The following is a 17621-nucleotide window of genomic DNA, read 5'->3' as shown; positions in this document are numbered from 1 at the left end:
AAGTATCAAAGCGGTATGTGCTTCATGACCGTTCTCGTTTGAGTATATCATTGCAGTTTGTTCAACTACAAGTTGCTGTTAGGTTTGCGATCTGCTTTGTTACTATAGCTTTGTTAATATAGCTTTGTTAGCAAGATGATCAGGGATTGAAAAAAAGCGGCAGATGCCGGGTGGGGGCAGGTCTTCTACTTCTATATGAAGGCCCGCTCGCCGCCGAGAAACAGGTTACAAAAAATCAAATCATTTCGATTTCGCCCGAGTGAATCGGCACGATGCTGCCCGCATCGTCCCGCACCAGCAGGCTTCCTTCGCGACTGAGCCCCACCGCAACGCCGGTGACTCTTTCTTCCCCGCACTGAGCGGCGATCTGCCGGCCAAGCGTGACGGACATCGCTTCCCACGCCGCCCTGGCTTCCCCAAAGCCTTCCTTCAGATAGCCGTCGTACAGCTGCTCCAGCTCCTCCAGCACCGCCCCGGCCAGCTGCTGGCGGTCAACCGGACGGCCGCCGCGCTCCAGCAGCAGCGAGGTGGCCCGCTCGCGAAGCTCCGGCGGAATGTCCTCTTCCGCCAAATTGACGTCAATGCCGATCCCGGCGATGGTATACGCAAGCCTGCCTTCGCGAAGTGCCGATTCCAGCAAAATGCCGCAGATTTTACGCCCGCCAGCGAGCAGATCGTTAGGCCATTTAATGCCGGCCTCCACCCCGGACACCCGGCGTACGGCGCGGCATACGGCCACGCCGGTAAGCAGGGTCAGCTGAGGCGTTGCCGCTAGCGGGAGCGGCGGACGCAGCACAACGCTCATCCAGATGCCTTTGCCGGCGGGAGAATGCCAGAGCCGTCCGCGCCGTCCCCGTCCCCCCGTCTGGCATTCGGCCTGGACCGCTGTGCCTTCCGGCAGCCCGGCTTCCGCCAGCGCTTTGGCTTCCTCCTGGGTGGAGACTACCGTATCCATCCGCCGCAGCAGGCTTGTCCATGGAACAGCCGCCGGAATTCCCGGGTCTTTACTCCCTGGCGCCGCTGTCTCCGGACGCAGCGTCTGCGCTTCCTTGTTGTTGTTCATTGGATTCCATCCTTTTTGCTGCCGCGAGCAGCGATTGTCTATCGTTGGCGATGTCGCCCGCCGCCGCTTGGAACAGAAGCTGCTCCAGCAGCTGACCGAGCCAGGGGCCTGGACGCCGGTCCAGCGCGTGGACCAGCTCGCCGCCCCCGGCGGCGAGCTCGTGCAGGCCGCGGACCGCAAGTCCCGCGGTCCAGCTGCGCGCGAGCCGCGCGAACCGCCGCTCCCCCTCCTCCAGGGGGAGCGCATCCAGCACCGCCAGCCAGCCTTCGGCGGCTGGCGTGCCGTGCCGGAGCGCGGCGGCGATCCATTGCCGCCGCGCCGCCTCATCGGCGGCGTCCCCGTCCGCCGCCGCCGCAAGCCGCTGCGCCCCGGCTGCCGCCTCGCGCAGCCGCAGCACCCCGGCGGCCGCTTTGCAGGCCGCCGCCGGGAAGGTCCATGCCCGCATCACGCGCTCGGCCGTATCGGCCGGCGTGCCCAGGGCATGGAAGAGCAGCGCCCAGCGCAGGCAGCGGGCGCTGTCCAGCTCTCCGATCCCCTGAAGCAAGGAAGCGGCGGTTTCCTCCGCTTCCACGGTCCAGGGGATCGGCGCTTTCGCCCTGCGGTGCAGGCCGGAGGCGCACAGCAGGGCAAGGCCCGTGAGCGGGTGCGGGCCATCCACGATCCGCTCCAGCTCGGCGCGCACCCGCTCGATAGCGATGTAGGCCAGCGTGTCCCGGGCCTGAACCAGCTCGCGCCAGGTGGCTGCGTCGATCCGGAAATCCAAGACCGACGCAAAGCGGATGCAGCGCATCATCCGCAGGGCATCCTCGCCGAACCGCTCTCGGGGATCGCCAACGCAGCGGATCAGGCCTTCCCGGGCGTCTTCTGCTCCCCCAAACGGGTCGATCAGGCGCCCGGACAAGTCCATCGCCATCGCGTTGATCGTGAAGTCGCGCCGCTTTAAGTCTTCCTTCACCTCGCGGACGAATTCCACATGCTCCGGCCGGCGGTGATCCGCATACCCGCTTTCGGTGCGGTACGTCGTCACCTCGTAGCCATGCCCGTGCTCCAGCACCGTTACCGTGCCGTGCATAAGCCCTGTCGGCACACAACGCGGAAACAAGGCCATCACCTCTTCAGGCAGCGCCGAGGTGGTAATATCCATATCGTGAACCGGGCGGCGGAGCAGCTCGTCCCGCACACAGCCCCCGACCCAATATGCCTCATGCCCCGCAGCCGCAAGCGCTCCAATCACATGGGCGGCGCCGGCGGCCATAACGGGATCGGCCATTTTCCATTCCATACCTTGCTCCTTCACTTTATCCGCGCGCAGAACTGGGACTGGGCACACGGCAGCCCAGCACACGGTAATAAATATCCTCGTATTGGTCCGTGATCCGGTCATTGCAAAAATCATTGCAGGCGCGCTCCAGACACGCATCCCTGAACCGGGCCGCCAGCGCCTCGTCGGTCAGCAGGTTCACCGCGTAATCCGCCATCGCAACCGTATCGCCGATGTTTGCCAGATAACCGGTGCGGCCGTGCTGCACAAGCTCCGGAATCCCGCCAGCCAGCGAACCGACAGTCGGCACGCCGCAGGCCATCGCTTCCAGGGCAACCAGGCCAAAGCTCTCTTTTTCAGACGGCAGCAGCAGCAGATCCGCCAAAGAAATCACCTGGGCGATTTCATCCTGTTTCCCGAGAAACCGCACATGGTCCTCGAGATCGAGACTGCGGATTCTGGCCTGAATCTTGGGCAGGTCCGGGCCTTCGCCGACCAGCAGCAGCTTCGACGGCACCTTGCGTCTGACCCGGGCAAAAATATCTACCACATCGCCAACCCGCTTCACCGGCCGGAAATTGGAGATATGCATCAGAATTTTTTCATGCGGCTCGGCAAAATCGCCGCGCAGTCCCGTTACATCACGCGGGTAATACACCCGCTTGTCAACGAAATTATACGTCAGATCGATATCCCGGCTGATATCAAGCGCGCGCCGCGTCTCGTTGATGAGGTCCAGCGACACCGCCGTCACCGCGTCGCTTTCATTGATGCCAAGCCGGATCAAATCCTTGAGGGATTCATCCTGGCCGAGCACCGTGATGTCCGTGCCGTGCAGCGTCGTTACCACCTTGAGTTTGTTGCCAAGCATCTGCTTGGCCAGATAAGCGCAGACGGCGTGCGGAACGGCATAATGCACATGCAGGAGGTCCAGCTCCTGCATTTTGGCCACCTGAGCCATTTTGCTGGCCAGCGCCAGGTCGTAAGGCGGATAACGGAACACGTAATAGTCGTTCACTTCCACCTCATGATAAAAAATATTTTTATGAAACGTGCCAAGCCGAAACGGGATGCTGTGCGTTATGAAATGCACCTCGTGGCCTTTTTCGGCAAGCAGCTTCCCGAGTTCGGTAGCAACCACGCCGGAGCCGCCGAGAGACGGATAACAGGTAATGCCTATTTTAAGTAACCGGTTCATACGCCCGTCTCCTTTGCCTGATAGATCAAATGTCAAAAGCTGAAGTCAAACTTATATATAGCGGATGATGCTTTAAAATATACCCGCCGCCCTTATGCCGCTAAAGCGGCGACAAAGACGGCGGGCACGGACTTTGCGGTTGTAGTCACTGGACGCGTTATGCCGCGCCGGCGCTTACCGCTTGTTCTCCGTAAACAATCCCACTTCGTAGGGTACCCGGGAAGCAAAACCTTCAGCCAGCGGAATACCGAGACGCTGGCCGAGCAGCCGGTCCCGGGCACGGACCCGTTCGACATAACCGTCCGTCAGCGGCGTCTCGACCGAATCGTCGCCGGCGGTCCGTTCGAACTGGGAGCGGTAGCTGCCGAGCGCTTCTTCTTTGGCCCGGTAATGGGCGGTCACATCAACCACAAGGTCGGTGCGGCCCGGATCGTTAATAAAATAAAAATACAGCAGCGGCGCCGGCACAGCCGGAAGCTCCGGCATATACCTGCGCAGCTTGGCGTTAAAAACCGCCTCTTCCACCAGCCGGCTAGCGGCCACATGGTCAGGATGGCGGTCTTCCCAATACGGAGCGAACACGAGCGATGGGCTTGTCCGGCGGATGATTTCCGTCACGGCCCGGATTTGCGGTTCGCTGCTATCGATTCCCCGGTCGGGCAGCCCCAGATTGATGCGGTCCCGGACACCCAGCACCTCCGCTGCCTTGCGCGCTTCCTCAAGCCGCAGCTCCACGCTTCCGTTGGAGGACATCTCCGCCCGGGTCAGATCGCAAAGGCCGACCGCCGCACCTGCGGCGGTATGTTTGGCAATCGTGCCGGCCATGCCGATTTCGGCATCGTCCGCATGTGCGCCGAACACCAGGACGTCCAGCTTCATTCGTCGACACCCGGCTTGTATTTATGCACCAGCTCCCGCCAGGCGAAATCCCCCCTGTCAATGGCTTTGACCAGGATTTCCGCCGTCGCAATATTCGTGGCGACCGGAATCCCGTATACATCACACAGGCGCAGCAGAGCGGAGATATCCGGCTCATGCGGCTGGGCCATCAGCGGATCGCGCAGGAATACGATCAAATCAAGCTCGTCGCGGGCCACAAGCGCCCCGATTTGCTGGTCGCCGCCGAGCGGCCCGGACATAAACCGGTTAATAATCAGCGACGTTGCTTCCATAATACGTTGTCCGGTCGTTCCGGTGGAATAGAGCTCGTGGCCGGTAAACACATGTTCATAGGCGGTTACAAAGTTAACCATCTCATCTTTTTTGCGGTCATGCGCGATAAATGCGATCTTCATTCCAGTTCTCCCCTGCTCCTAGTCTATAAAATGCTCAAATCCGTAAATCAAGCCGGTATATTCCATTACCTTTTGAATCCCCAATTTCACCCCGGGCATATAACCCGCCCGCTCGTAAGAATCATGCCGGATCTTCAGCGATTGTCCGAAGCCGCCGAAGACGACCTCTTCCTGTGCGAAGACGCCGGGCAGTCTGACGCTATGAATACGGAATCCGTTATAATATCCGCCGCGTGCGCCTTGAAGGATTTCTTCTTCCTTCGGATTGCCTTGACGCAGCTCGCTGCGGACCTCGGAGATCATCTCCGCCGTCTTGATGGCCGTGCCTGACGGAGCGTCCAGTTTTTGGTCGCCGTGGTATTCGATAATTTCCAGATGCGGGAAATACTTCGACGCCTGTGCCGCAAATTTCATCAGCAAAATCGCCCCAATCGAGAAGTTCGGTGCAATCAGGCCGCCAATATTTGCTTCCCGGCACAGCTTGTCCAGCTCCTCGATTTGCTCTGGCGTAAACCCTGTCGTTCCAATGACCGGCCGCACGCCGTAACGAATGGCTGCTTCCGTATTTACATAAGCCGAATGCGGCGCCGTAAAATCTACCAGCACATCGGCCGGCGCCGCGGCAAGGGCCTGTTCCAGATCCTCATACACCGGAACGCCGGCTTCCGGCAGCCCGGCCAGGCGGCCGGCATCGGTGTCGGACGGCGAGCGGTCGACCGCGGCGGCCAGCTCCAGCACGTCGTCCTCCAGCACCAGTTTCACCACTTCTTTGCCCATACGTCCGCCCGCTCCGGATACCATCACTCTGATCTTGTCACTCATCTGTAGAATCCCCGCTTTCTGGTTGAATGTTTACTCAAGATAGTCCTGCAACGATTTCTGTAGATCCCGCATCAATTCTCTTAGTCCCGCATCGTCGGGGTGAAGAGCGATTACTTCCTTCAGGGCGCTAATCGCAGGCAAATGCTCGTTCAGCCTGCTGTATGCGATCGCAAGCCACACATACGCTTCGCCGTACAGCGGATCAAGCCTTGCGGCTTCCCGCAGCAGCGTTACGGCGGCGTAAGGGCTGTTTCCCGTTCCTGGCTCCTCCTCCAGGAGCTTCCGGGCATCTTGAACCAGCCCCATCGCTTGAAGATGCTGCAGATGCAGCCGGTAGTCCTCCCGGCTTCCATCCAGCTTGACTGCCGCCCGGGCATGTTCAACCGCTTTGTCCAGTCTCCCGCTCCGGGCGTACGTAATGGAACAGCGGTACCGCACCTCCGCGTCGGAGGGACTTGCGGAGATCGCCGCTTCAAAACAGTTGACCGCTTCCAGAAAATCGCTGCGCAGAATGCAGCGGTAAGCTTCCCGTACATAGTCTTTGGCTTCCATATGCACCATCCTAGCGGCCTTAGCCGGCCGGGCGTTTGGTACAGCATATGTAAAGAACGGTCAATCGGTGTTTTTTCGGGTCCAGCGGTTTGCGTCCCGGGTGTTGAATTTATGCATGACTTTATCATGCGCTTCCGTCAAGTCGATGCCAAGCGAATTCGCGAAGCAGACGGTGATAAACAAAATATCCCCCAGCTCCAGTTCGATGGAGTTATCGGCTTCGTCCGCTTTTTTCGGCTTCTCGCCGAAGCGGTGGTTTACTTCCCGCGCCAGTTCTCCGACTTCCTCGGACATCCGGGCCAGCATGGCCAGGGGGCTGAAGTAACCTTCTTTAAATTGCGATATATAAGCATCTACTTCTTCTTGGATCTGCTTCAGGCTTTTTTCCGTCAATTCTTTGTCCTCGCCCCTTTGTCTGATATTGCCTTCTGTTTGCCCCTATGTTATCGTAAAGACGTTTTGAAGACAAATCTTTTTTGCCGGAACGGCGGACCCTGCTTCAGATATTAGTCGGTTTGGTATACTTTATAATAGGAAAAGATAATTGTGACCGTTAGCGGAAAGCGAGGAATTCCATGCGTACTTCTAAACTGTTCTCCATGGCAAAAACGGTAGCGCCAATCCTGCTGGGAACTGCCATCTATGCGTTTGGCCTGCTGTATTTTATCATTCCCAACCAGCTTATGGAGGGCGGCGTTACGGGGATTACGATTCTGCTGAACTACGGCTTCGGCATCCCGATTTTTCTGACAACCCTGCTGATTAATCTGCCGTTGTTCCTGCTTGGCTGGAAAATGCTTGGCTCCCGGCAGATCGTCTACACGGGCATTGGAATCGGGGCGCTCACCTTTTTCTTATGGTTGTTTGAACAATTGATCGCCAGCGGCTGGATTGTGCCGTTTACAACCGAACATGATTTCATTCTTGCTTCGCTTTACGCCGGCGTAACGCTTGGTCTGGGTCTTGGTGTTGTATTCCGCTTTGGCGGTACGACTGGCGGTGTGGATATCGTTGCCCGGATCTGCGGCCGGAAGTTCGGCTGGAGCATGGGACAGGTTATCCTGGTGAGCGATGTGGTGATTATTGGCGCCGCGCTGCTGTACATTCCCCGGGAGAAAATTTTATACACCCTGGTTACCGTGTTCATTGCTTCACGGATGATCGATTTTATCCAGGAAGGCGCTTATGCCGCCAAAGCGTTCACCGTCATCAGCGACCATGCGCCGGAAATCGCCGATCTCGTCACCCGGGATTTGGAACGCGGCGTGACGCTGATTCCTGCAATCGGCGCCTATTCCAAACAGGCCAAACACGTCCTCTACTGCGTTGTGTCGCGGCAGGAGATCAGACGGCTTAGCCAGCTGGTCAAATCGGTTGACCCCCGGGCTTTTGTCATCATCAGCGACGTTCACGACGTGCACGGCGAAGGGTTTAAAGAGATATAGCTGCGTCGGAATGGGCAGCCCTACAGGCTTGTCCATCCGCTTGAAGTCACTTTGGACAAAAAAACAGCCCCCTGCCTCTCCGGCGGCCTTAAGGCTTTGGATAGGCAGGGGGCTTGGTTATAGGAAACGATAACCAGGGACAGGCGGCCGGCACTAAAAACCGGGTTCGCCGCGTTCCCCTCTATATTTGCGGATGCCGGCGTATGCCAGCGCGGTCAAGATAAAAGCGGCGGCAAGATACCCCCATTTTCCGTATCCGCCATCATTCAGCGGCAGGGACAATACCGGTTCGTCCTTTTCTTTGCCGAACATGAGCCGGACCGCATCCCTCCCATAGGAGACCGCCTCCCGCATTTGGGACCGTTCAGGCTTGGACGGAGACGTCCCCAGTCCGGAGGCATAGGAAATCCAGGCATCAAACGCATTCACCGCTCCGCTGGCGCCCGCAATCAGCACAGCTGGCCGGATGGTATCATACCGGGTCTGCAGCCGCTCCACGCCCCGTTTCCACTCCGGCTGTCCGCCCGACGCCGCCGCCTGCTCCAGCCGTTCGAAATCCTCCTGCATCCCTTTATAATACTGGGTCCATGTAGGTTGGCCTTCCCGGTTCAGCGCATTGGCGGCAAGCCGGAGTCTTGCTGCGGCATGCTCCGCTTCTTCGGGATTAATTTTTGCCCTGGATATCGCCGCCTGCATGTCCATAATGACCCCCGACAACGCGTTCACACCATCTACAGTGGTTCTCCCCTGAAAAGAGACGGATAGAAACAGCTTGGATACGGTCTCCATCTCCTCCCGGACCTTCGGTATATTTCCCTCAAGGACATAGCTGTACAGCCGTTCCGCCGCCTGCTCCATCCGCTTTGCCGCCTGCCCCGCGTCCAGCTTGGCTTCTCCGCTCACGGCTGGAGCGTCCGCCGATACGGTGCTTTGCACGGCCAAGTGATTCGCCCGAACCGCCGCCTGCGCCGCATCACCGTCCGGTATGGTCAGCGGCAGCAGCAGCAGCACAGCGCCAAGCGCCTTCCAACCGAGCCGCATGAGACATCCCCCCTCTCCTTCAATATATGGCGGGAGGACAACCGGTAGAACGGGGGCTGCTTGGAACGGGCAGCGGCCGATAGGACGGGCAAGTGCCGGTAGAACTGGCATCAGCAGATATAACCGGCATCAGCTACAAGTTGGCCCCTGGTGTCTACCGGCTTCTCATTTCCTGGGTTCTAGCCTATCGTCTTAGCGATGATGCCCGCACCGCCGCCGGAACCGGCTCCTTCCTTGAGAAGAAACGCGCCAGCAACGTGCTGACCACAGTAAGTGCAAAGGTAAAGAGCATCACCGCGTTGACGTCGTCTTCCAGCACGCCGGGCAGCCAAGGATTTACGCCAAACGAGTAATCGACCGTATCGTTAAGCAGCGTCCAGGCAAGCGCCGCCGGGATCATGATCCGGTAACGGAAAAACCGGGCATACAGCAGCGCTTCGGCAGCCATGCCCAGATGCGAGCCAACGAGCATCCAATCCTTCCATTCCAGCACATCCCCTTGAACCCCCCCGGCAAAAATCATGGCAACCGCCCAAACGCCGTATTTTACCGAAGTGACAACCGCCAGCGCTTCGATCAGCGCCCGCACCATCCCCCCTCCCGCACGTTTCGGCGGGTATAGCAGAAAGGCAAGCGATAGGGTGAAGAACAGACTGGCCGTCGGGCTGTCCGGCACAAATGGCAGCAGCGCGCCCATACCCGAAGCGACCGTATATTCCAGTTGATTTCCATACCATATGTAGCCGTAGATCGTCCCGAGGAAATTGACGGCAAGCAGCAGCCAAATCACTCCTCTGTTTCCCAATAAAGCATCGAACCGTTTCTTCATCATTGCGCCGCCCCTGCCTCCAATTGATCTGCAATCGGTGATTTACCGAAGAAGTTACCGAAGAAAAGCCCGACCGTTTTCACGATCAGGCTTTTTCTAGCTTAGCTTCTATTCTACTGTTCGCTTTTTTGTTTCGCAAGCCATTCGGCCAGCTGATCGACATCCTGATCGGTCAGCCCCGCATTGATTGCGGTGTCGTACATCGGAGGCATCCGGTTGTTGTAGCCTTCCTTGATGATGGTCAAAATCGCTTCCTTGTCATGTTTATCGCCCACACCGCGGAGCGCAGGTCCTGCCGGACCCTGCTTCAGGTCGGCGGCATGACAGGAGATACAGCCCGCTTTGGTAAACAGCTCCTGCGCAGGGTCGCCTTCGTCAACGATGGCGAGTGCTTCCTGCTGCCCTCCGCCGCCTGTTGTTTCCGTCCCGCTCGCCCTTGCCTCGGCCGCTTGTTCCTCGCGCTGGACATGCTCGGGGATCTGGCCTGTTTCGGCCATTTCATGCTGATATTGCGTCCAGGCTGTATTGGTCAGATAAACGATCGCTACCAGGGACAGCAGCATTAGCGATGAGGCGATCGGCCGCTTGTAGAAACGCCGCTCTTTGCCAGTGTCCAGAAACGGGGCCAGCAGCAGTGCGCCAAAAGCAACGCCTGTAACACCGATCGTTCCGAGTACCACATAATCTCCGGAAGCATAGGGAAGCTTAAGGTACTGATACAGGAACAGGAAATACCAGTCGGGAATCGGAATAACCGAAGCGCTGGGGTTCGCGGGGAAACCAAGCGGTGCCGGTTCGGATATTGTTAATACAAGAATGCCGACAAGCACGACAACGCCGACCATCCATTCTTTAAGCAGGAAGTTCGGAATAAATGCCTCCGATTTGCCGGGGTAAGCCGTATAATCGGGCGGGGTGATGAAGCCGCTGCCTCTGCGCACCCGTGAATCGCCGACATAAACTACTTTTTCTTTTGAATTGTCTCCGTGTGCCATCCTCTCTTCCTCCTTTGGATTCGCTAGCCCTGGGCGTACGCAAATGGTCTTACAGCGGACCGGATATTCCCTGTCTGCGGATCATTACGAAATGCCCTACGAGCAGAATCAGCAGCACAGCGGGGAGGAAAAAGACGTGCAGTGCAAAAAACCGGGTTAGCGTTTCGGCACCAACGATATCGCCGCCCTGCATCAGTTCCTTCAGAACCGGACCTAAAACGGGAACGGAGTTTGCGATTTCCAGCGTTACGCGTGTAGCGAAATAAGCTTTGTTATCCCACGGCAGCAGATATCCCGTAAGGCCGAGTCCCAGCATCACGAAAAAGATCAGCATGCCGACAACCCAGTTCATTTCGCGCGGCGCCTTGTACGAGCCGGTGAAAAACACGCGCATCGTGTGCAGGAACATCATGACAATAACGAGGCTCGCTCCCCAGTGATGCATCCCCCGCACAATTTGTCCGAAAGCGACTTTGGTCTGCAGATACTCTACGCTGTTGTAGGCGTTCACAATGTCGGGCACATAATACATCGTCAAGAACATTCCGGACAAGATCTGAATAACGGTGATAAAAAAAGTAAGTCCTCCAAAACAGTACACGAACGCCGAGAAGTGATGGGCGGGGTTGACGTGCTCAGGCACTTCATGGTCAGCCACATCCCTCCAGATGGGCGTGATGTCCAGACGTTCGTCAATCCAGTTGTAAACGTTCTTAAACATCGGAATCTACGCCTCCTTGCCGGCGATGGTATTCGGGACGATGCCGCCCAGATACACCCAGCCGTCTCTGATTTCCGTTACGTACTGGTCAAGCGGTTTGGGCGCAACGGCAAGATTTTCGCCGGATTTCGTATAGCGCGCGCCGTGGCACGGGCAGTGATACTCGTCCGGAAAGCTCTGATTGTTGTTCCAGCCCACCACGCATCCCAGATGCTTACAGATCGGTGAAAGCGCATAAATTTCTCCGTTTTCATCTTTCCGGATCCATGCCGTCAGCGTCGCCGTACTGGCATACCACCCGTCCTGCTGTTTCAGCTCAAACGTAAATTCCTGCGGCTGGTCCGTAATGCGGCTGACTTCGGCCACCTTGATGGACTCCCCTTCGCTTTTCTTATGTAGAATCGGGTCCACCGCAAAACGGACCATGGGGAGCACAACGCCCGCCCCCATAAACGCAGTGGCGCCGCCGAGCGTGTAGGTCAAAAACTGCCTGCGCGACATCTCTCTGCGGCCGGGTGGTTTTTCGGGCCGGATTTCCTGCTCCTCGTTGTGGCTGCTCATACTGTGTACAACCCCCTTTTTCCACCATTTTTCCGTTTTCAATGATAAAAATCACATCACATAAGAAGTCATACTTATAATATCTTAGGCTTTCTGGACCGTCAAGAAAATCTCAACTCAGTAAACGGCAGCCAAATGGATTTTATTCATTAATTGTCGATTTTTCGTCACATTTAAGTCATTTTTTACCTGGTCCATAGCCTTTGGATTTCGTCGGACAATATGCGTCTTAACGCCTGGGGGTCAGAAGCCCCAATGTGCGTCCGGGCAAGGACTAAATCGCTTTCAGGAATGTCCTGCGCCGCCAGGCTGCAATCGCTTGTAATCACGACCGCGTAACGGAATGTGCCGGATTTGACATTTCGGCAAATCTCGTTTAATATACGCAATCCGTCTTGCTGTGCATAATGACATGCCGGATAAGTCACCATCCGCCCGGCAAACGCCGTTTCCAAGGGCTCCATAAAATCTCTTAGCCGCTCAAGGGCAGCCGTGGCTTCCATCGGCGTTTCCTTCCCGGTCAAGCCGGTATAAGGAATCAGGCACGTATCGTAATACTTACCGTCACGCTCCCATGCTTCGTTACTCATCTCGCTGAATTTCATCGAATCGGCTCATCCCTTCTCATTTAAATTTCCTTTCAGCGGCATTCCTGCTTATACAAAGCTCGTACATTTAACCCTTCCCTGCAAGCGCATCAGATAAGGTGCGGGGGAACCCATACCAAAGAAAAAGCACCTTACGGTGCTTTCCTTTTTGTTTATTATATTGAATTTGAACCTCTTAAGCGAGATTTTTCAGTTCTTCCGTCAAATTTCTAAACGCCGCTTCGTCTCCGGCAGCCAGCGCCGTGTCAATCTCCCGGTACAAGATGTCGCACCGGCGCTTGCGGAGCGCCTCATCCAGTACCATCTCCGCTGCGAGCCCTAACATCACTTCATAGGTTGCTTTCATTTTGTCCATAGGATACACCTCCGCTGTCTTTTTAGAAACTTCCGTATTCTTTGCCTTTGACGATGTAACTTTCCGCTGTGCGCGACATACGTTCCAAATCCTGTTCTGTGAGTTCGCGCACCACTTTGGCGGGCATCCCTAGCGAAAGCGTATACGGCGGGATTTTGGACCTTTCAGTGACGAGCGACCCTGCCCCTACTAAAGCATATTCGCCGATCTCCGCGCCGTTCAGCACAATCGCCCCCATTCCAATCAATGTGCCGCTGCCTATCCTGCAACCATGGATAATGGCGGAATGCCCCACCGAAACACCGCTGCCCAAAATGAGCGGAAGTGAATCGGCTACATGGCCGACTACCCCATCCTGAATGTTGCAGCGTTCGCCGATAATGACCGGAGCAAGATCGCCGCGCAGTACGGCATTATACCAAATCGAGCTGTCCTTTCCGATCCTCACATCCCCGACAAGCTTGGCGCCTTCGGCAACGTAGACAGTCGGGTCGAGTTCAGGAACTAGATTACGATACGCGATCCGCATAAGCTCCTCCTTCTTCAAGGGGATTTGATTGCCGCGGGCGGAAAGTGACATAAAGCCCCTGCGCCGATTAACCTAACAAACGTTTCGGGTCGGCCAGTTCCCGGCCTAACCGGGTCATAACCAGCACCGTTCCTTCTTCTGTCCGTCCCAGCCGAAGCATGCCTAGATGCAGCATCATGCGCACGATCCGGCGGTCAAAGATAGAAGCGGCATCGTCGTAATAAAACGGCTTGATCAGCCAGCCCACCGCATGTTCCAGCGAGGCTGCGGTCACCCAATCTCCCGCCGCCCGGCTGATCCAATAGACGAGGGAGGGAAGATTCGGTATTGCGCCTTTATAAAGTCTTAACCAAAAGGAGAATAACTGTATCAGCCGATCCGCATTCCCGGCCAGCAGCGCATCCCTGCCTTCTGCGGTCAGCTTCAGCCGCTTCCCATCTTCGGCAATCCAGCGGCGGTGGCGGGCGAAATCATAGAGCAGGGCCAGCCGGTCGGGATAATGCTCGGATGCTCTGCCGTACCCGAATCGCCAGCCTTTGCTCCCCAGCAGTTCCTCCGCTATATGCATTCCGCTCATCAGCTGGGTCTGGCTGCGCCGGTACATCGCTCCTTCGTGGCTCAGCTCCGGTTCGTATTCGCCGATGTAATGCAGCAGATAAGCTAGATCCAGCTCGCATAATCCCTGCTCCTCCCGGTACATGTCCGGTGCGGGACTTGCCGCCGTTTGTCCCCGGAGATAGTCGGCAAAAGCTTCACGAAAGCTGCGTTTCATGTCCTGCGGCAGCTGGTAGAGATAACGTGTGTCCCGTGCCGCCCCGTTGTACAGCCAGCCCCCTGTTTTAAACCGGGCTACGGTTTCGCGGGCCGCTGCCTGGGCGGAAGCCCCGGGTTTTGCATCAAACGACGCGAGCCTGGCCGCGGCCAGAAGATCTTCAAGGGAAAAAGCGTCCCTTCTGTCAAACAGCAGGGTGTTAAGAAAGCGCAGCTCTTCGGGAGCACTCTCACGAATCTGCCGTTCCATAAAGGTACGGCTTCCCAGTCCCGAAAGCAGAGCTTGAATCAGTTCATGTTTGGAGTTGCGTTTGCACTCGAACTCGTAGCGGCCGGCAATGGCGCTCAGCTGCCCGATGTCCGCAAAGGTTAACATATCCGCAAGATTCATCCACATCGCCTCGCCGTTTTACTACCATTATGGGAAAACCGGCTCATTTTATTCCGAAAATAGGTAAAAAAAATAACCCGTGCGCCCGCGGGTTAAAGTTGGTTCTGCAAAATATGGCGCGTACAGTTGTACAGCAGCGGATTCCACTCCTGTTCCTTTTTCTCCAGAATGGTCAGCGACAGGTTGCCGATTCGTTCCGAAAACCGGTCTTTATACAAGGCGATGTACAGCTGCGCTAGAAAACCGCCGTGCGAAACGACCAAAAGGTTGCGGTCCGGATGCGTCAGCGACAGGTCCTCCATAAAGGCGAGTGCCCGGGCTTGAAGCTGATCGTCGGTTTCCTGGCCCAGATCAAGCCGGTTCCAGTCCACGCCCCATTTTGCTTCCCGCTCCGCGGCCGTAAGGCCCTCTACTTGCCCGTATGCCCGTTCCCTGATCCGGTTGTCGGGCTCCAGCAAAGGAATGCCCAGAATCTTTGCAATAATGCTCCCTGTTTCTTCGGCCCGGGACAGTCCGCTCGTGATGCAGCAGTCCCAGCGGTACGGCTCCTCAAGCAGTCTCCGGCCCAGCGTTTCAGCTTGTCTTCGGCCTTCGGCGTTAAGCGGGATGTCACTTTGTCCTTGAATTCTGCCTGCCGCATTCCAGTCGGTCAATCCATGGCGTATCAAGCCGATCAGCATGAAACGCACCTTCCTTTCTAAAGGGTTGTTAAGGGTTTGTCTCCTAATGTACCACGAAACGCCGAAATTGTCTCCCCTGATTCCCTTTATTTGAGCGCACCAAAAAAGCCCTCTTTACAGCGTAAAGGGACTCGCGCAGGCAGGGGCCGTATTAGAGAACGGCCGGATGATATTATCTTCTGTAGCGGTTCAGCCGCCGGAGCGAAAAAAGTGACAGCGCTACGCCCAGCATCGACAGAATCATCCAGTACTGCGGATGACCAGGGTCCATGCTCAGCACCAGCGGGTCAATAATGCCGCTGTTGGAATCCGGTACAATATAGGAAACAGTCGGTCCGCCGGCCACGCCGGTCGGCACAATTCCGCTCTGAGCCGTCTCCACCGCCGGTGCGGGAGATTTGAACAAAGCGAAATACAAAAAGCTGCTCAAAAATATAGCCAGGAAACAAGCGATCCACAAACTCAGTCTGCGGCGGAGCACCGAAGGTTTCCCGGGAGACTTGCCGTCACCCGGCATCAGCCAGGGGCTCTCGAGATAAATGCGCTGCATTACCTTCCGGTTAACGGCTTCGGCCTGTTCCTCGCTTACCTCTTCTTTCAGTTCTTGCATGAGTTCGCCGCTTTCCTGCCATATCGCCCATTCGGCGGCGCAATACGCGCAGCCGGAGATATGGCGTTCCAGCTCTGTCCGTCTTGGATCGTTGGGGGGAGCGTCCCACAAGAGCGGTATTTGGTGCTGCGCTTCCCTGCAGTTCATCTGCTCTTCACCCTCTCAGCCTGTTCGCCTCTTCTTCATAAACAGGCTCGTAGAAATAGGATTCCAGCTGGTGCTTCACGCTGCTTCGCGCGCGGAACAGCAGCGATTTGACCGAGCTGACGCTTTGGTCCAGGATGATGGCGATTTCCTGATAATCCAGCTGGTCGTATTCGCGCAGAATGAGAGCGGCCCGCTGTTTCTCGGGCAGATTGTTGATTGCTTCCCGTACAAGCTCCATCCGTTCGCTGCGCAAAATTGCCGCCTCCGGCGCAACTTCCGCTGGTGCCACAGGCGTATATCCGCTTTCCTCAAGCGATACATTACCGGCGCGGTGCTTGCGCAGCTCGCTGAGGACGGTGTTGCGCGCGATCGTGTACAGCCAGGTGGAGAACGAAGCGTCAACCTCCCGGAAGGAGTGCAGGCTGCGGAACGCTTTGTAAAACGTCTCCGAGCACAGGTCCTCGGCAATCAGCTCCATCTGCGAATTTTTTAACATATGATAAATAAAGGCCAAAATCTTGCGTTGGTATCGGCGCATCAGCTCCGAATACAGTTCGGTGTTCCCTTGTTTGATTTGCTGGATCAGCTGGGAATCGGTCATGGTGGGTCCGTTCCTCCTCGCCATTGTACATCATTCCCATCCGGCTATATAGTTGTACCGGAACGGGAGGGAAAAGTTGCGATAAATCAGAAAAAAACGACGGGGTTCACAATTACAATCTCGAATAAAGGCATCACCTAAAATTAACCAAACCCGCAAAGCTCCAATCCGGGGAACTTGAAACGCGGGAAAATTTCCACAAAATTATGTATACGCAGGCATGCGCCAGGAATGACACTGAAGTCGAAACCTGCTTTAATTCTATAAAAATACTACATTATTGTATCACAATTCGGGCTGGGACGACAGACAGGCTTCTGGGGGACGGCGAACAGGCGCAGCGCAGTGGGCATTTTTGGTTAAACGGCTCAAAAACCGACTCTAAAACTATACCAAATTCTGATAGGTTTAGGCAACTTTCGCTCGTTGGGCCTCATTCGCTCGTTGGGCCTCATTCGCTCTTGGCTTAGCCTTCACCGCCAATCTCCGGACAGCTACCTTCTCCCCAAGCAAATCAAGAGAATATGCAACAGGGCAAAACCGTTAAATGAGCTTGGTCAGAACCGATGCAGTCCCAGCAAATTCTGCTGACAAGAGCCTGTACGCAAACTTTCTTCAGCCATAACCGCATCGAAATCAACGCCAAAAAAGCCTTGAGCATGCTCGCTGTCTTGCCATAGCGGGTTGCCAAGCGCCGATTATTTCTCATTTTATTAAAAGGATTCGATTAAATGCCGTTCTTTATAAGTGTCCTTGGGTAAGCTCGTTACTTTCGCCGGTTTCGCTTGCCCGGAAAGACGGGGGTTGCGTTTTGTCCCTTTAACAACGCAATAAGTGTACCGGTATCATAAGCCCGATTGGCCAGCAGTGTATCGACCCACCGCATGAGTCTAGGTCGTTAATCCGCTCCGGGAACATCCGATCACTTGCTTGTCGTTTGCTTGCTTGTTCGTTTGCTTGTTCGTTTGCTTGCTTTCTTTGCCCCCTTTTACTCCGGCCCCATGCGGATGAACTCGGACTATGGTGGTATCCATCATCATCTGCTCAAAGTCCGGCTCAATGGTAACGTGCTTCAGGATTTCATCCCAGATTCAGACTACTGCAAGCGCCAGAGAAGTATGGGTACAAGTGAACGGACTCAGAAGA

Annotated in this window: 21 protein-coding genes; 1 reads left to right on the top strand and 20 read right to left on the bottom strand. The window is 56.2% G+C overall.

From position 1 onward, the window contains the following. Window positions 1–235: 235 nt before the first annotated feature. From ACE6ED_RS20830 to ACE6ED_RS20795, 8 genes are all read right to left on the bottom strand, one after another. Complete coding sequence (locus ACE6ED_RS20830) at window positions 236–1063, bottom strand: biotin--[acetyl-CoA-carboxylase] ligase (protein WP_410829338.1); 828 nt, start codon at window positions 1061–1063, stop codon at window positions 236–238. Next, the gene (locus ACE6ED_RS20825; protein WP_410829337.1) at window positions 1005–2345 is read right to left on the bottom strand and encodes a CCA tRNA nucleotidyltransferase; all 1341 of its coding nucleotides are present in this window, start codon (window positions 2343–2345) and stop codon (window positions 1005–1007) included. Before ACE6ED_RS20825 ends, ACE6ED_RS20830 begins: the two co-directional genes overlap by 59 nt. Before the next feature lie 16 nt (window positions 2346–2361). Further along, a complete protein-coding gene (bshA, locus tag ACE6ED_RS20820; RefSeq protein WP_410829336.1) occupies window positions 2362–3522 on the bottom strand; it encodes an N-acetyl-alpha-D-glucosaminyl L-malate synthase BshA in 1161 nt (386 codons plus the stop codon). A gap of 174 nt (window positions 3523–3696) precedes the next feature. Then, a complete protein-coding gene (bshB1, locus tag ACE6ED_RS20815; RefSeq protein WP_410829335.1) occupies window positions 3697–4401 on the bottom strand; it encodes a bacillithiol biosynthesis deacetylase BshB1 in 705 nt (234 codons plus the stop codon). Then, the gene (mgsA, locus tag ACE6ED_RS20810; RefSeq protein ID WP_410829334.1) at window positions 4398–4817 is read right to left on the bottom strand and encodes a methylglyoxal synthase; all 420 of its coding nucleotides are present in this window, start codon (window positions 4815–4817) and stop codon (window positions 4398–4400) included. Before mgsA ends, bshB1 begins: the two co-directional genes overlap by 4 nt. Before the next feature lie 18 nt (window positions 4818–4835). Next, on the bottom strand, window positions 4836–5639 hold the full coding sequence (gene dapB / locus ACE6ED_RS20805) for a 4-hydroxy-tetrahydrodipicolinate reductase (RefSeq protein WP_410829333.1): 804 nt from the start codon (window positions 5637–5639) through the stop codon (window positions 4836–4838). A 30-nt stretch (window positions 5640–5669) separates the two neighbouring features. Beyond that, window positions 5670–6191 carry a tetratricopeptide repeat protein gene (locus ACE6ED_RS20800; RefSeq protein ID WP_410829332.1) on the bottom strand — a complete coding sequence of 174 codons (522 nt, stop codon included), beginning with the start codon at window positions 6189–6191 and terminating at the stop codon, window positions 5670–5672. 60 nt (window positions 6192–6251) lie between these two features. Next, on the bottom strand, window positions 6252–6584 hold the full coding sequence (locus ACE6ED_RS20795; protein WP_410829331.1) for a nucleotide pyrophosphohydrolase: 333 nt from the start codon (window positions 6582–6584) through the stop codon (window positions 6252–6254). A 182-nt stretch (window positions 6585–6766) separates the two neighbouring features. On the opposite strand from ACE6ED_RS20795, the gene ACE6ED_RS20790 reads away from it, so the two are divergent. After that, window positions 6767–7636, top strand: coding sequence for a YitT family protein (locus ACE6ED_RS20790; RefSeq protein WP_410829330.1), 870 nt, complete (start codon window positions 6767–6769; stop codon window positions 7634–7636). A gap of 153 nt (window positions 7637–7789) precedes the next feature. Here the strand turns inward: ACE6ED_RS20790 and ACE6ED_RS20785 are convergent, their stop codons facing one another. The 12 genes from ACE6ED_RS20785 to ACE6ED_RS20730 form a co-directional block, all read right to left on the bottom strand. Next, a complete protein-coding gene (locus ACE6ED_RS20785) occupies window positions 7790–8677 on the bottom strand; it encodes a sporulation protein YpjB (RefSeq protein WP_410829329.1) in 888 nt (295 codons plus the stop codon). Between the two features lie 184 nt (window positions 8678–8861). After that, window positions 8862–9509, bottom strand: coding sequence for a DUF1405 domain-containing protein (locus ACE6ED_RS20780; RefSeq protein ID WP_410829328.1), 648 nt, complete (start codon window positions 9507–9509; stop codon window positions 8862–8864). A gap of 110 nt (window positions 9510–9619) precedes the next feature. Continuing rightward, entirely contained in the window at window positions 9620–10501 is an 882-nt protein-coding gene (locus ACE6ED_RS20775) for a c-type cytochrome (RefSeq protein WP_410829327.1), read from the bottom strand. A 49-nt stretch (window positions 10502–10550) separates the two neighbouring features. Then, on the bottom strand, window positions 10551–11222 hold the full coding sequence (gene qcrB / locus ACE6ED_RS20770; protein ID WP_410829326.1) for a menaquinol-cytochrome c reductase cytochrome b subunit: 672 nt from the start codon (window positions 11220–11222) through the stop codon (window positions 10551–10553). Window positions 11223–11228: 6 nt separating this feature from the next. Beyond that, on the bottom strand, window positions 11229–11783 hold the full coding sequence (locus ACE6ED_RS20765; RefSeq protein WP_410829325.1) for a ubiquinol-cytochrome c reductase iron-sulfur subunit: 555 nt from the start codon (window positions 11781–11783) through the stop codon (window positions 11229–11231). Between the two features lie 185 nt (window positions 11784–11968). Further along, entirely contained in the window at window positions 11969–12388 is a 420-nt protein-coding gene (locus ACE6ED_RS20760) for a DUF2487 family protein (protein ID WP_410829324.1), read from the bottom strand. A 178-nt stretch (window positions 12389–12566) separates the two neighbouring features. After that, window positions 12567–12746, bottom strand: a complete 180-nt coding sequence (locus ACE6ED_RS20755) for an IDEAL domain-containing protein (protein WP_410829323.1) — start codon at window positions 12744–12746, stop codon at window positions 12567–12569. Window positions 12747–12768: 22 nt separating this feature from the next. Then, entirely contained in the window at window positions 12769–13275 is a 507-nt protein-coding gene (locus tag ACE6ED_RS20750; protein WP_410829322.1) for a gamma carbonic anhydrase family protein, read from the bottom strand. Window positions 13276–13342: 67 nt separating this feature from the next. Then, a complete protein-coding gene (locus ACE6ED_RS20745) occupies window positions 13343–14437 on the bottom strand; it encodes a hypothetical protein (RefSeq protein WP_410829321.1) in 1095 nt (364 codons plus the stop codon). A gap of 92 nt (window positions 14438–14529) precedes the next feature. Then, the gene (locus ACE6ED_RS20740) at window positions 14530–15117 is read right to left on the bottom strand and encodes a histidine phosphatase family protein (RefSeq protein ID WP_410829320.1); all 588 of its coding nucleotides are present in this window, start codon (window positions 15115–15117) and stop codon (window positions 14530–14532) included. Window positions 15118–15289: 172 nt separating this feature from the next. Further along, on the bottom strand, window positions 15290–15874 hold the full coding sequence (locus ACE6ED_RS20735) for an anti-sigma factor (RefSeq protein WP_410829319.1): 585 nt from the start codon (window positions 15872–15874) through the stop codon (window positions 15290–15292). Window positions 15875–15881: 7 nt separating this feature from the next. Next, complete coding sequence (locus tag ACE6ED_RS20730; RefSeq protein ID WP_410829318.1) at window positions 15882–16475, bottom strand: RNA polymerase sigma factor; 594 nt, start codon at window positions 16473–16475, stop codon at window positions 15882–15884. Window positions 16476–17621 lie beyond the last annotated feature (1146 nt).

The organism is Paenibacillus nanchangensis, assembly GCF_046543445.1.
GTDB lineage: Bacteria > Bacillota > Bacilli > Paenibacillales > Paenibacillaceae > Paenibacillus_AQ > Paenibacillus_AQ nanchangensis.
Note: the sequence above shows the minus strand (reverse complement) of the source record. Positions and strands in the feature narration are given on the sequence as shown.